The organism is Cellvibrionales bacterium, from assembly GCA_016713115.1.
Taxonomy (GTDB): Bacteria; Pseudomonadota; Gammaproteobacteria; order Pseudomonadales; family UBA7239; genus UBA7239.
On record JADJPU010000001.1, the window covers coordinates 1,736,248 to 1,750,789 of the forward strand.

Sequence of the window (14,542 nt, forward strand, 5' to 3'; positions counted from 1 at the left end):
GATGTTGGTGGCAGCGACTAGCGCGGTGTTGCACAAAGGCTGCTTGGATAAAATGCAGGTAACGCTTGGTGCGCCTGCGCAATATGCTTTGCCTTTGAATGACATACGCGTGCCGATGAATCAATACATTGGGCAGCGTATTCGTTTGCAACACACGGGCGTTATTCGCTGTACACACTGCAATCGCGTGACGAAAAAAAGTTTCAATCAAGGTTATTGTTTTCCCTGTTTTAAAAAATTGGCGCAGTGCGATAGCTGCATTGTTAGCCCAGAAAAATGCCATCTGCATTTAGGTACTTGTCGCGAACCGGATTGGGCGGAAACACATTGCCAGACAGATCATGTCGTTTACTTGGCGAATTCTTCGGGTGTAAAAGTGGGGATAACACGCGCCAGCCAAATGCCGACACGGTGGTTGGATCAGGGTGCTATACAAGCCCTGCCGATTGCGCGGGTGGCAAATCGGCGTTTGTCGGGTTTATTCGAAGTGCTGTGCAAGACATGGGTGGCAGATAAAACGGATTGGCGCGCATTGCTGCGTGCGGATGCGCAAACGGTGGATTTAGCGGCGGTGCGTGAACAATTGCTGCAAGGTATTCAGCAAGAGGTGGCAGCCTTGCAAAACACCTTTGGTTTGCAGTCAGTTAATCTTTTATCGGATGAAAGTGAACAGCGTTTTGTATACCCCATTCAGCGTTATGCAGAAAAAGTCAGCACGCACAATTTTGATAAAACACCTGTCGTAGAAGGTGAGCTGTTAGGGATTAAAGGTCAGTATTTGATGTTGGATAGTGGCGCGCTCAATGTGCGCAAATTTACCGCGTATGAAGTGGAATTTTCAGTGATATGAGCAATTCAGTGACACAAGCAACGCTGCTGCAAGATTATAAACCGTCTGATTTTTTAATCGATGAAACGCATCTCAATTTTCAGTTGACGGAGATGGCAACTACGGTCAATGCGCGTTTGAAAATGCGCAGAAATCCGCAAGGTAATGCCGATGCGCTGCTGGTGTTGGATGGCGCCGAGTTGGCCACGCGCAGTGTGACGCTCAATGGCAAGCCGCTACCTGCTAGTGATTACGAAATCAAAGACAATAAGTTGCATATTTTGGCTGTGCTGCCAGAAAGTTTTGAGTTGGAAACAATTGTTGCTATTCGTCCACAGCTCAATACGGCGCTGGAGGGTTTGTATAAGTCCAGTGGAATGTTTTGCACGCAGTGTGAGGCGGAAGGTTTTCGTCGTATCACTTGGTATCTGGATAGACCCGATGTGATGTCGCTGTTTACAGTGACTATCTTGGCTGAAGAACAGCGTTACCCCGTGTTGCTATCGAATGGCAATCTGGTAGAAAGCGGCAAACTCAACAATGGCATGCATTGGGCGACATGGAAGGATCCGTTCAAAAAACCGTGCTATTTGTTTGCGCTGGTAGCGGGCAACTTGAAGTTTGTGGAAGATTATTTTGTTACGCGCTCAGGGCGGCGTATCACGCTGCGTATTTATGTAGAAGCCAAAGATTTGGCAAAGTGCAGTCACGCGATGTCTTCGTTGAAGCGCGCGATGGCTTGGGATGAAAAAGTTTACGGGCGCGAATACGATTTAGATATTTACATGATTGTCGCTGTTGATGATTTCAACATGGGCGCGATGGAAAACAAGGGCCTAAATATTTTCAATACTTCTTGTGTGTTGGCACGCGCCGAAGTCACTACGGATAAAGGGTTTCAACGCGTTGAAGCGGTAGTGGCGCACGAGTATTTCCACAACTGGTCTGGCAACCGCGTCACTTGTCGCGATTGGTTTCAGTTGAGTTTGAAAGAAGGCTTTACGGTTTTTCGCGACAGCGAGTTTTCTGCCGACATGGGTTCGCGCACGGTCAAGCGCATCGAAGAAGTGAATATGTTGCGCACCGCGCAGTTTGCCGAAGATGCCGGGCCGATGGCGCATCCCGTACAGCCAGCGTCTTACATGGAGATTTCCAATTTTTATACCGCCACCGTGTATGAAAAAGGCGCGGAAGTGGTGCGTATGCTGCATCGTATGTTGGGTGCAGAAAATTTCCGCAAGGGCACCGATTTATTTTTTGCGCGCCACGATGGGCAGGCTGTCACGATAGATGAGTTTTTGGCGGCTATGTCGTCGGCATCGCACCGCGATTTAACGCAGTTCCGCTATTGGTATACACAGGCCGGAACGCCTGTGCTGCGTGTGCGCAGTGAGTATAACGCGCGCGAAAAAACGCTGCGCTTGTCGGTGGAGCAGAGCTGTCCCGCCACACCAGAAGCCTCCTACAAAGAGCCTTTCCATATTCCAGTGGTAGTTGGTTTGTTAGGGAAAACTGGCGGTGAATTATCTGTACGCTTGCGCGCTGAGCGCATGGGTGAACCCAGTAGTGCGGCTCAAAAAGAGCACTTGCTGGAAGTGCGCGACAGCGTGCAGCAGTTTGTGTTTGAAGGCGTGGAAGAACAGCCGGTATTGTCGCTGTTGCGTGGATTTTCTGCACCGGTAAAACTGGATTATCCGCATACAGCAGACGAACTGGCGTTTTTGATGAGCCACGACAGCGATGGCTTTAATCGTTGGGATGCGGCGCAGCAATTGGGCGTGCAAGTTTTACAAAAGTTGATCGACAAAGTGTTGCGTCAGCAGCCTTTGGATTTGGATAACAAATTGGTTGCCGCATTTCGCGTGCTGTTGTTGGATGAAACGCTAGATCCAGCGATGGTGGCTTTAATGTTGGAACTGCCGTCTGAAAGTTATCTTGCAGAATTGTCAGAGGTGGCGCATCCAGTTGCCATTCATCGCGCACGGCAATTTGCTCGCAAAGCATTGGCCCATGAATTGCGTCATGCTTTGGAAAATGTATATCACCGCCATCAACCTGCAACGGTGTATCAGCCAGTAGCTACTGCCATTGCACATCGCAGTTTGAAAAATATCGTGCTGTCGTACTTGGCATTATTAAACGACAAGCCAGCTGCACAGTTGTGTCTTGATCAGTACAACAATGCCGCCAACATGACGGACGCCAGCGCTTCTTTGCAAGCACTGATCAACTGTGATGCAGATTTTGTTGTCGCTGTGCGAGAAAAAGCGCTGCGTATTTTTTATCGCCGCTGGCAGCAGGAACCCTTGGCGGTCAATCTTTGGTTGCAATGGCAGGCGGCGTGTTCACTGCCAGGCGCCTTGGATCGTGTCAAAGAATTGTTGCAACATGAAGCGTTTGATATTCGCAACCCGAATAAAGTGCGTGCAGTTATTGGTGCGTTTTGTAGCCAGAATCTTGCGCATTTTCATGCCGACGACGGCAGTGGTTATCGTTTTTTGGCGGATAAAGTCATTGAGCTAGATGCAATCAATCCGCAAATCGCTGCACGATTGTTGTCGCCATTGACGCGTTGGCAAAAAATGCCCGCTGCGAATCAGGAAAAAATGCGCACCGAATTGCAGCGCATTTTAGATAGCGGAAAACGCTCGCCGGATGTTTACGAAGTGGCGAGTAAATCGGTGCTTAAGGGCGAGTAGATAGTCGACAACATCGCACAGTGAGCAGCAATAGAAAACAGACGATCAACAGTGGCCAGTTACCCAGTAATTGATACAAGGTGTGGCCTTGTCGCGCCTTCACTGCGCCTTGCAGCACGAAGTATTCAAATTGCGGTGAGCGGCTGATGATTTTTCCTCGCTCGTCTATGTGTGCAGAAATACCGTTGCTGGTGGCGCGCAACATTTCCCTGGCATTTTCTCGTGCGCGCATTTGTGCCATTTGCAAATGTTGATGTGGACCGATGGAGTTGCCAAACCAAGTGTCATTGCTCACGGTGAGTAAGATGTCAGCCTCTTTGGCTTGTTCGGCGACCAATTTGGGGTAGGCCACTTCGTAACAAATACTCGATGCAATACGCAACAAGCCACTGCTGATATTGGCTTGGTTGGCTGTGCCAACACGAAAATCAGAAATAGGCATTTTGAAAAAATCGAGTAAATCTTTTAACCAACTTTCTAGCGGCACATATTCACCAAACGGTACGAGGCGCTGTTTGTTGTAGATGCCACTGGCTTCGCCGAGGCCGATCATGCTGTTATGAAAATACGGCGTGTCGTCGGTGTCGTAGTGCACGGTGGGAATGCCTGTAATCAGTGCGCCGCCACGGTTTTGCAAGTCATGCGTCATCTGTTGAAAGAAAGGATGTTCACTGGTGTAAAGCTCCGGGATAGCTGCCTCAGGCCACACCACGAGTGCATTTTTTTTCAGAAGGGGTTCGCTAGCGTTACGGTACAGCGCTCGAATTGCCTCGCGTTGTTCCGGTTTCCATTTGAGTTGTTGCGGTACATTGCCCTGTATTAAGGCGAAATCTTGCTGTGTTCCGGTTGGCTGCGTCCACAGCACTTTGCCCAGTAGTGCGCTGCCTGCACACAGCAGCGACAGAGACAGCAGAAACGGAATGGAAAAACGCCGCTGTTGTAAGCAATCAAATAGCGAGGCGGCGAAAAATGCTAATAAAAAGCTGATGCCGTACACACCGACAACAGGCGCCCAGTTGCCCATAAAAGTTTCGGTTTGGCTGTAGCCAATAAAAAGCCAAGGAAAGCCGGTGAGAATCCAACCGCGAAACCATTCGTCTAGCATCCAAATGGCTGGAAATGCCAAGGCTACGCCGCCGCGTTTGTCTTGCAAAAAACGGTGCCAGCACAACATCGGCAACAAAAAAGCAGTGCCATGCCGCAAGAAAAAAGAAAGATTAAGCCAGCGGCCAGCGGTGCGGGAGCGGGGCCGTAATCGTGCACGCTGACATAAATCCACGAAGCGCCCGTGCCATAAAGTCCTAAGCCAAATAAAAAACTGCGCCAAAAACGGCGTCGCATAGCAATACCATGCGACAACGCGAGATAAGCAAGCAGCGGCAGCGGCGCAAACCACCACCAATCAAATGGCGCTAAGGCCAGTGGCAGTGTGGCACCGGCAAGGAGTGCAGCGAGGTCGCCCCACTTGCCGGAGAATAGATTTTTCATGCGTATTTATTCCGCCGCGGTGTTGCTGTTAGTGGGCAAAGTGACGCGCAGCATGTGTATCTGGCGTTTATCGGCATTCAGCACGCGAAAGCTGAAATCGTTGATAGTGGTGATTTCATTGCGGCGCGGTAAATGACCAAAAGCGTGCATCACAAGACCGCCCATGGTGTCGAAATCTGTATCGGACAGTGTTGATCCAAATGCGGCGTTGAAATCTTCAATGGGTGTGAGCGCTTTGACTAAATAATCGTGACCAGAAAGCGGGCGAATAAAACGCTCATCTTCTTCGATATCGGTTTCATCTTCGATATTGCCGACAATTTCTTCCAGCACATCTTCAATTGTCACCAATCCAGCTACATTACCGTATTCGTCCACTACGATGCCCATGTGGTAGCGATTCAAACGAAATTCACGCAGCAATTCACTGATGCGCTTGGTTTCCGGAATCACATTGGCATTGTGTAAATATTCTTGAATATCGAAGCTGTCTTTATCTTTCAAAATCAACGGCAGAAATTTTTTTGCCAATAAAATGCCAACGATTTGATCGGGTGTTTCTCCTAAGACGGGAAAGCGAGAGTGTTCGGATTCGATAATAGCAGCCAGCATGGTTTCCAGAGAGTCGCTGGCTTTTAGTGTCACCATTTGACGGCGCGGCACCATGATATCGCTAACGGTCTTTCCGCGAATATTGAGTGCATTTTCCATGATGGAAAACATTTCATCGTCGAGCAGTTGTTGCTTGTGTGCGTCGTCGAGTATGTCAAGCAGGTCTGTGCTGTCGCGCAGTGACAGGCCAATGGCTTTCATAAAACGATCCAACCATGATTTTTCAGTTGGTTCGTTGTGTGTGTCATCGCTCATGGATGGTGTGCTCTTTCCTGTGCTGTGCGTTATTTATCAGTATTAAATTCATAGGGATTGTTAAACCCTAATTGGCGAAGAATGGTGATTTCGCGTGCTTCCATCTCATCAGCTTCAGCGTCGTCTATATGGTCGAAACCTAGCAAATGCAGGCAGCCATGCACGACCATATGCGCCCAGTGTGCTGTTGCAGTTTTGTTTTGCGCTTGCGCTTCTTTGTTGATAACAGCAGCGCACAGTGCGAAATCCCCTAACAGCGGTGGGTCAAAATCTTCTGGCAGGTCGCTGGGAAATGACAGCACATTGGTGGCGTAATTTTTCCCACGGTATTCCATGTTCAAGCTGGCACTGTTTTCTTCGTCAACAATACCGATAGAGACTTCAGCACGGGCGCGCAGCCCAGCCAGAGCTGCGATTGTCCATTGTGAGAACTCAGCATCGTTGGGGGTGTTGGGGGCGTCGCAGGTATTGTCGATCAAAACATGGATAGTCGGTTCAGCCATGGCGATCACTGTTTTCGTGGCGATCATAGGCATCGACGATGCGCTGTACCAAGGGATGACGCACCACATCGTGTGAACTAAAGCGTGTGAAACTGATACCGTCGACATCGCGCAACACTTCGCAGGCATGCAGTAAGCCCGATTTGGTGCCGCGCGGTAAATCAATTTGTGTGGCATCACCGGTGATAATAGCGGTAGAACCAAAACCGATACGCGTTAAAAACATTTTCATTTGCGATTCGGTAGTGTTTTGACTTTCATCCAAAATAATAAACGCATTGTTCAGCGTACGACCACGCATATAGGCTAGCGGTGCCACTTCAATGATTTGTCGCTCTAATAATTTCCCGACTGTTTCAAAGCCGATCATTTCGTAAAGTGCGTCGTACAGTGGTCGCAGGTACGGATCAATTTTTTGTGCCAAATCGCCAGGCAGAAAACCTAATTTTTCGCCTGCTTCCACAGCGGGGCGCACGAGCAGCAGGCGCTCTACTTTTTCACTCTGCAGGGCTTCCACGGCGCAGGCGACAGCAAGATAGGTTTTTCCTGTGCCGGCTGGGCCAATGCCGAAATTGATGTCGTACTTACGAATGGCCTGCACATAGGTGTTCTGTGCTGCGCCGCGCGGTTTGATATTGCCTTTGCGTGTGCGAATACTGGACTGTTCGTAGGTGTGATGCTGTGCGTTACTGTGCGCGGCGGCATTGGCTTCTTGCAGCGCGAGATGGATTTTTTCAGGCGAGAGTTCTTGATGATCTGCTGTTTCTTGGTACAGCTGTTGTAGCACGGCCGCCGCTGTGGCTGTGGCATTGCTGTCGCCTTGAATCGTAAAAATGTTGCCACGCACACTGAGCTGTACGCTTAAGCGTTGCTCAATTTGTTTCAGGTGCCCTTGTAGCTGCCCGCAGAGATTGCTCAGGCGATGGTTGTCAGCAGGTTCCAGCACCAAGGTGCGGTCAACAGTGTTGTTTGTTGGAGTATTCAAGGCGGCTGCGTAGCGCCGTGGGCGCTGTGATTCATGTCCCCTAGCATATACGCTGCAGTGAGATGGGGGAAGTTGATCGGTGCGGTATTTCCGTTTCACACACGATGGGCAGGGTGAGCGTAAAAGTGCTGCCGCGCCCTTCAATGCTGCTGACGGCAATATTGCCACCCATCGCATGCGCTAGCGCTTGGCTGATACTTAGGCCCAAACCCGTGCCATCCGTGTGTTGCTGAGAGTTGCGTGCTTGTTGATAAGCTTCAAAAATTTTTGACAGCGCAGTGGGCGGTATTCCCGTGCCAGAGTCGATCACACGAAAACATAGGACAGGTGTGTTTTCTTGAGAAGTGGCTTGGGTGATCTCCAATTTGATCAGGCCGTTGTCCGTGAAGCGCACGGCATTGGCGAGTAGATTGCTGAGTATTTGACGAATTTTTCCGGCATCGTGATACAAATTTTTGGGTGCGGAAGGGTGCGTGTGTGCAATGAGAATCACACCTTTTTGTTGTGCCTGACAGGAATACAGCGTTAGTAACGGGTGTATTAACTCAGCGATGGAAAATTCTTGATTGATAATGCCGTAAGTGCCGCCGGCGCGCGTGCGTTGCAGTATTTCATCGAGCAGAGATAACAGCGTGCAATTGGCGCTGTCTGCGGTGTGCAGCAATTTTCTTTGGTTGTCGTCGAGAGCTGTTGTGCTGAGCAGGCGCAACACCGCCAGCACGCTGGTTAGTGGATTGCGTATTTCGTGACTGAGTGTAGCGGTGAGGTACATCGGTGTTGCTGTCCATAGCGAAGAAGCAAGCCAGCCTCATTGCTGGCAGCGCAGCGGATTTAAGTTCTTACAGTTTGGCGTTGTGTTGCTGTAAATACTGAGCAACACCAGCGGGAGTGGCCTGCATCCCCGCATCGCCTTTTTGCCAACCTGCAGGGCAAACTTCCCCGTGTTCAGCGTGAAATTGTAGTGCATCAATCAAACGCAACAATTCGTCGATGTTACGACCGAGCGGCAAGTCATTCACAATTTGACTGCGCACCATGCCGCGCGGGTCAATCAAAAAAGCGCCGCGATATGCCATGCCGCCATCGGTTTGCACATCGTAGTCGCGTGCAATGTGATGTGTGAGGTCGGCTGCCATGGTGTAGCGCACAGCGCCGATGCCGCCATCGTTAATGGCGGTGTTGCGCCATGCGTGGTGTGTGAAATGGGAGTCAATAGAAATACTGATCACCTCTACGCCGCGTGCGGTGAATTCTTCCATGCGATGATCGAGTGCAATCAACTCCGATGGGCAGACAAAAGTGAAATCCAGCGGATAAAAAAACAGCAGCGCATATTTATTTTGGATGGCGCTGGCGAGATGAAAATCCTGCACGATCTCGCCGTTGCTTAATACCGCCGCACAGCGAAAATCTGGCGCCGGTTTGCCTACTAATACAGCCATTGCACGCTCCTTGTAGCGAGGGAACTCAGTTCTCTTGCACGGCGGCTTCTTGCAGCAGTGGCAGTAGTTCGCCTTTGGCGTGCATGTCAGTGACGATATCGCAGCCGCCAATTAGCTCACCTTTTACCCACAATTGTGGGAAGGTCGGCCAGTTGCCGTAACGCGGCAGGTTGCTGCGGATATCTGGGTTGTTAAGTATGTCTACGAAAGCGAACTTCACGCCGCAGTTCATCAGGGCTTCTGCTGTGCGTGCTGAAAAACCGCACTGCGGTGCGTTTGGGCTGCCCTTCATGTAAACGATGATGGGGTTTTTTTCGATTTGGTTTTTAATTTGATCCATGACATCCATGGGGTGACCTCGCTGAGAGTATGGGGCAGTAGAGATGCGATTATTTTAGCGGTCAGCGCTAGAAAAAGCACCGTTGGCCAGGTGTATATCGATTTCATCTGTCTCGTGATGGCCAGAGGCGATCAACATATACACGGCAGGCAGCACAAAAAGGGTAAACAGGGTGCCGACCAACATGCCCGCCACCAAAATAATGCCGATGCTATTGCGCGCTTCGGCTCCTGGGCCGGACACCAACACCAGAGGAAAATGCCCCAATACCGTGGCGCAAGTTGTCATCAGTACAGGGCGCAAGCGCGTGGTGGCTGCTTGAGTGATGGCTTCAAATTTGCTGCGACCTTCCTGCTGCAGATGGTTGGCAAATTCGACGATCAAAATGCCGTTTTTGGAGATCAGGCCGACGAGAGTGATAAAACCGACTTGCGAGAAAATGTTGATCGTGGTCCAGCCGAGAAAGGTGAATAACATTGCGCCGGATAACGCCAGCGGCACCGAGCCGAGCAACACAACCAGAGGATCGCGAAAACTATTGAATTGAATCGCTAAGACAAAAAACACAAACAGTAGCGCAATCAATAGCACACCAAACAAGGTGTTGCCTTCATGACGCATTTGCCGCGATTCGCCAGCGTAATCAACACTGTAATTTGGTGGCAGTATTTTTTTTGCTTCAGTTTCTAGTGCGGTTAATGCCTGTGCTTTGGTTGTACCAGGCATGGCGGCGCCGTAGAGTCGAAACGCATTGTTTTGTTGAAACTTGCCCAGCACACGCGGTGCTGTGTGTTGTTGCAGTGAGGCGATGGCCGATAAAGGCACTAATTCACCGCGCGGTGTGCGCAGTTGTAAGTTCATCAGTGCTTGTGGATCGGGGCGATCATCAGAAGCGATCATGGGGATAACTTGGTAGGCTTTGCCATGCAAATCAAAACGGTTGACATAATTGGCCGATAACAACACGCTCAATTGTTGACTCACACTGGCGAGATCCATGCCGAGATCGGCAATGCGTTGTCGATTTAGTTGAAACTCAGCTTGTGGTAAATCAATTTTTAAATCGGTATCTGCATAGAGAAATTTATTGCTGGTTCTGGCAAACGCTACCAGTTTGTCGGCGTGTGGTTTCATCTGCTGAGGCGTGTCGTTAGAGAGCACGACCATTTCGATATCGAAATTGCCTGCTGTTGGCAGCGCTGGGTAGAGGATAGGAAAAGCTTTCAAGCCACTGATTTTTCCTAGATCGCCGTAAGCGCGAGGCAACAATTCCTGTACGCTGTATTCGCGTTGATTGAAATCAACAAAAGTTTGACCGCCGAACCCACCTTGCGGCGTTACCACTTGCCACATAAAGCTGGCTCCGGGCAGAGCATTCAAGATATTGACGACTTCGTGCATATAGCGCGTGGTATAGGCGAGAGAAGCCTGTGGAGGCGCTTCCACCACCACATTGATACTGCTTTGATCTTCTACTGGTGCGAGTTCTTGTTGCGAAAAAAAATAAAAAGGCACCACTAGCAGTGAGAAAAATAACGCAGCGACTAAGACTTGTGGTCGCCATAATAAACAGTGTGCCAAGGCGCGACCGTAGCGTTGCTGCAACACTTCAAATGCATGGTTGACTTTGATGGTCATGCGGCTTTCTTTGCCGTGTGGCGGGCAGACATACGCGCTCATAATGGGCGACAGCGTCAGTGCTACAAAACCGGAAATGAGTACAGCCACTGCAAGTGTGAATGCAAATTCTTTGAACAGTACGCCGGTTAAGCCGGACAAAAAACCAATGGGGGCATATACCGCGGCAAGCGTGATAGTCATGCCGATAATAGGTGCGACTAACTGCTGCGAGCTGGCGAGTGCTGCTGCAATGCGGCCTTTGCCTTCGCGCATGTGACGCGCCACATTTTCCACCACGACGATAGCGTCATCCACCACCAAGCCTACCGACAGCACGATTGCCAACACTGTCAGCAAGTTGAGTGAAAAACCCATCGCTAACATTGCCGCCATCGCGCCTAACAAAGAAATCGGAATAGTGATTAAAGGAACCAATGCAGTGCGTGCAGAACCCATCAGCGCGAGTACAACAATGCCCACCAGTAAAATGGTTTCTGCCAGTGTTTGAAAAATTTCACGCAAGGCGGAACGCATATATAGCGTGATGTCATAACCAATGCCGATGTGTATGCCTTGCGGCAGAGTGGGGTTGATGGCAGCTAACTCTTTATACAGAGCATCGGCAATTTCAATTTCATTGGCACCCGGCAGGGGCCAGACTGAAATATAAACCGCATCGCGATTATCCATGCGTGCGTTATTTTCACCTTCCACTTCGCCTAATTTTATTTGCGCGATATCACGCAAGCGAATTTGTGCACCATGGCTTTCGCGCACAATCAACTGTTCAAAGTCTTCTGGAGTCTTGAGCGTGGTATTGGCGAGTAAGTCGATGCGCTGCCATGCATTTTCACTACGACCGATTGTGGCAATTAAATTGTTACTGCGCAGCGCGGTATCAATATCGCCAGCGCTGAGATTGAATGCTTGTAATTTTGATGGATCCAACCAAACGCGCATTGCCGGTGCACGCCCACCTTCTAGGCCTATGCGTTGTACGCCGGGAATGGCAGCTAAACGCGGATTCACGTTGCGCGTGAGGTAATCAGTAATTGACGCGCGCGTGTGTGATCCGGTGATAGGTACATCCAAATAAAAACCGGCGCCTTGTTTATCGGCGCGGTTGACTTGAATCGCAGGGTCTTCTGCACCAGCTGGGAGTTCGTAGCGAATTTGCTGCAAGCGAGCGGTTAATTCGGCGAGTGCAGCGGTGCTGTTTTCATTTAACTTCAGCCAAACGGTGACGGTACTCATGCCGGCCAGCGTGGTGGAATCTACATAATCCACGCCGGGAACTGTGGCCGCGATGCGCTCAATCGGATCGGTAATAAAACCTTGTACGCGTTCAGCAGGTGCGCCAACAAAAGGTGTGGTAATGACGAGTGAAGAACTTTCAATGCGCGGGAACTGTAATACAGGCAATTTCTGTGCGGCATACAAGCCGATGACGATCAAGGCCAGCGAAATCACCACCGCAATAATCGGGCGCTTGATAAAAATATCCATCGGGGATGAATGATGGGCAGCATCGCTCATTGTGCGGTGCTCTTTTCACTGCTTTTGATATGCACCAGCATGCCATTTTGCAGTTTATAGGAACCGTTGGTGGCAATGCGCTCGTTCACTTGCAAGCCACTTTCAATTACCACGCGCTGATTTCTTTCGGTACCAATCGTGACAGAGCGTGTTGTGACACGCAGTGCGTTGTTGTCTGCCGGTGTAATCACATATACAAAATTTCCTGTGTCACTGTACTGCACCGCAGTGGATGGAATAGCAATAATAGATTGCGCAGCAGCAACGGGCACTTGCACATCCACCAGCATGCCTGGCTTCAGTTTTTCATCAGTATTGTTCACGGCTGCGCGCCATTTTTTATTGCGCGATGTCGTCGAGATGGCTGAATCCGCCGCAATAATTTTTCCAGACAGTGGCGCGGTGAGTGTGCCGCTGGCGCTGACATTGACAGCTGTTTCCAGCGCAATACCGCTCTGTTGTTGCGGCAACGAAAAATCCACCCACACCGTTGCTAGCGAGCCGACTAATTGCGTGATCACGGTGTTTGCGGCGAGGTATTGACCTGCTTGTAAATGATGCAAACCCGCGCGACCGTCAAAAGGTGCGGTGATGGTTTTTTTATCGATCACGGCTTGCAGCGCTTGCGTGCGCGCGGTGGCGACAGCAAATTGCGCGCGCGCCTGATCGTACTGCTCGCGGCTCACCAATTTTTGCGTCACCAATTTGGCATAGCGCGTGAGTGCCGTTTGCGCGAGTTGTGCATCGGCTTGTGCGGCGCGCAGTTGTGCAATGTCTTCACTGGCATCCAGCTGCAAGAGCATTTGGTCTTTTTTAATGGCATCACCGGCGTGAAAACCGACGGCAATCACGCGACCTTCCAGTTCGTTGCGCAGTTCAACCGTTTGTGGTGCCAACACTTCACCCACCGTGCTTACACTGTCTTGCCAGTTTTGCGCTTGCACGACTTCTGCTTCCACGGTTTCGGAAGGTTCTGGATAAGCGGCAGCAATCGCCATCAACTGACGAATTTGCAACACTTTATAAGCGGCAAGTGCCAACAGCAGAAGCAGGCAGCCTAAAAAAACCACCAACCAGCGTTTAAATTTTGATGCTTGGGCTGCCATAGCGTTCTCCACGGCTGTGTTGGTTTTTAACCGCGTTGGATGCCGATGTTTTCTGGCGTGCCATCGCTGGCGTGCACATATTCAGCGCGTACACGCGTCGGTTTTACCGTGAAGGTGATGCGCACATCGTTGGGCTGATCGAACGGGTAGTGATCTTGATTCATGTATTTTTTGGCGATGCTGTTGATGAATTTGCGTTCGCTGTCTTCTTGAATCTCCACCGTGCCGCGAATTTCAATATAACGCCACGGATTTTTCGGATCGACAATGCACAGTGCCACGCGTTGGTCTTTGGCGAGGTTTTTGTATTTTTGCCGCGATTTAATCGTGCTGAAACGCACAAATTCGCCATCCCACACAAAAGCCACGACATTGTTGGCTAGCGACCCATCCGGCATCACCATCGCCACTTGTGCGTAGTTATTGCCTTTGACGATATCGTGATGAGATTCGGGAATACTGGGCGTGGCTGCCATGTTCTGCTCCGGTGATGGTGTTGATCTGAGAGGCAGAATTGTATGCGATAGCTAGACAATAAAAAGCCCGACACAAGGTCGGGCTTTCGCGTATTGCTGCGAGTGGTGTTAAGCCGCAGGGCGTGTGACATGCCCGTCACGCAGGTGAGAAATTGTGTTGCCGTTGAGCGATTTGCCGACGAAGTCATACGCGCGACCAAAACCTTTTACAAAGCGACCGCTGACGGGTTGCAGCTTGAATAAGTGGAAGTCGCTGAGTTTGCTGAGCTCGTTGATGCGCTGGCCGTGGCGATCGCTCAATACTTTGATGCCTTCTTCGTAAGCAGCGCCAGCTGTGTGCTCAATTTCTGTCGCTTCGATGCGGTACACCACGCGAATGCGTGCAAACAATTCGTCAGCAGCGCTTTCATCTTGGATGATCATCACAGAAGGTGTTGGATTCAACTTGAGATTGACAGCGTGCAATGCGATGTCTGACAGCAAGACATACAAGCACTCATCGCCAATACCGAAAGGCGCATAAGAGGCGTATGGATTACCTTGTGGATCAATCGATGACAAGATCAGGCTTTTCTGTGTGTTGATGAATTGCGTGATTTCGCCTTGCAAATTGTCTTGTGTGGATTGTTTTAAATTAGATTCAGACATGAT

14 protein-coding genes are annotated in these 14,542 nt (G+C 50.2%); 2 read left to right on the forward strand and 12 right to left on the reverse strand.

Annotation, left to right across the window (positions count from 1 at the left end; all coding sequences use genetic code 11):
* Position 1: 1 nt before the first annotated feature.
* Entirely contained in the window at positions 2 to 850 is an 849-nt protein-coding gene (locus tag IPK30_08610; GenBank protein ID MBK8103329.1) for a DUF2797 domain-containing protein, read from the forward strand.
* On the forward strand, positions 847 to 3,528 hold the full coding sequence (gene pepN, locus IPK30_08615; protein ID MBK8103330.1) for an aminopeptidase N: 2,682 nt from the start codon (positions 847 to 849) through the stop codon (positions 3,526 to 3,528). The genes IPK30_08610 and pepN overlap by 4 nt, the downstream gene beginning before the upstream one ends.
* Here pepN and lnt read toward each other — a convergent pair.
* The 12 genes from lnt to IPK30_08675 form a co-directional block, all read right to left on the reverse strand.
* Positions 3,515 to 4,681 carry an apolipoprotein N-acyltransferase gene (gene lnt / locus IPK30_08620; protein ID MBK8103331.1) on the reverse strand — a complete coding sequence of 389 codons (1,167 nt, stop codon included), beginning with the start codon at positions 4,679 to 4,681 and terminating at the stop codon, positions 3,515 to 3,517. The two genes, pepN and lnt, sit on opposite strands and share 14 nt — an antisense overlap.
* Positions 4,657 to 5,016, reverse strand: a complete 360-nt coding sequence (locus tag IPK30_08625) for a hypothetical protein (protein MBK8103332.1) — start codon at positions 5,014 to 5,016, stop codon at positions 4,657 to 4,659. The genes lnt and IPK30_08625 overlap by 25 nt, the downstream gene beginning before the upstream one ends.
* Before the next feature lie 6 nt (positions 5,017 to 5,022).
* Positions 5,023 to 5,883, reverse strand: a complete 861-nt coding sequence (locus IPK30_08630) for a CBS domain-containing protein (protein ID MBK8103333.1) — start codon at positions 5,881 to 5,883, stop codon at positions 5,023 to 5,025.
* A 29-nt stretch (positions 5,884 to 5,912) separates the two neighbouring features.
* Positions 5,913 to 6,386: an rRNA maturation RNase YbeY gene (gene ybeY, locus IPK30_08635; protein MBK8103334.1), complete on the reverse strand. Its 474-nt coding sequence runs from the start codon at positions 6,384 to 6,386 to the stop codon at positions 5,913 to 5,915.
* Positions 6,379 to 7,371 (reverse strand): PhoH family protein, encoded by a 993-nt coding sequence (locus IPK30_08640; protein ID MBK8103335.1) that lies wholly within the window; start codon positions 7,369 to 7,371, stop codon positions 6,379 to 6,381. The genes ybeY and IPK30_08640 overlap by 8 nt, the downstream gene beginning before the upstream one ends.
* A 40-nt stretch (positions 7,372 to 7,411) precedes the next feature.
* On the reverse strand, positions 7,412 to 8,143 hold the full coding sequence (locus tag IPK30_08645; protein MBK8103336.1) for a hypothetical protein: 732 nt from the start codon (positions 8,141 to 8,143) through the stop codon (positions 7,412 to 7,414).
* Between the two features lie 67 nt (positions 8,144 to 8,210).
* The gene (locus IPK30_08650) at positions 8,211 to 8,813 is read right to left on the reverse strand and encodes a peroxiredoxin (GenBank protein MBK8103337.1); all 603 of its coding nucleotides are present in this window, start codon (positions 8,811 to 8,813) and stop codon (positions 8,211 to 8,213) included.
* A gap of 25 nt (positions 8,814 to 8,838) precedes the next feature.
* Positions 8,839 to 9,162, reverse strand: a complete 324-nt coding sequence (gene grxD, locus IPK30_08655) for a Grx4 family monothiol glutaredoxin (GenBank protein ID MBK8103338.1) — start codon at positions 9,160 to 9,162, stop codon at positions 8,839 to 8,841.
* Between the two features lie 45 nt (positions 9,163 to 9,207).
* Positions 9,208 to 12,309 (reverse strand): efflux RND transporter permease subunit, encoded by a 3,102-nt coding sequence (locus IPK30_08660; GenBank protein MBK8103339.1) that lies wholly within the window; start codon positions 12,307 to 12,309, stop codon positions 9,208 to 9,210.
* On the reverse strand, positions 12,306 to 13,415 hold the full coding sequence (locus tag IPK30_08665; protein ID MBK8103340.1) for an efflux RND transporter periplasmic adaptor subunit: 1,110 nt from the start codon (positions 13,413 to 13,415) through the stop codon (positions 12,306 to 12,308). Before IPK30_08665 ends, IPK30_08660 begins: the two co-directional genes overlap by 4 nt.
* A 26-nt stretch (positions 13,416 to 13,441) precedes the next feature.
* Entirely contained in the window at positions 13,442 to 13,891 is a 450-nt protein-coding gene (locus tag IPK30_08670; protein MBK8103341.1) for a PPOX class F420-dependent oxidoreductase, read from the reverse strand.
* A 108-nt stretch (positions 13,892 to 13,999) separates the two neighbouring features.
* Positions 14,000 to 14,539 carry a pyridoxamine 5'-phosphate oxidase family protein gene (locus IPK30_08675; protein MBK8103342.1) on the reverse strand — a complete coding sequence of 180 codons (540 nt, stop codon included), beginning with the start codon at positions 14,537 to 14,539 and terminating at the stop codon, positions 14,000 to 14,002.
* Between the last annotated feature and the right edge of the window lie 3 nt (positions 14,540 to 14,542).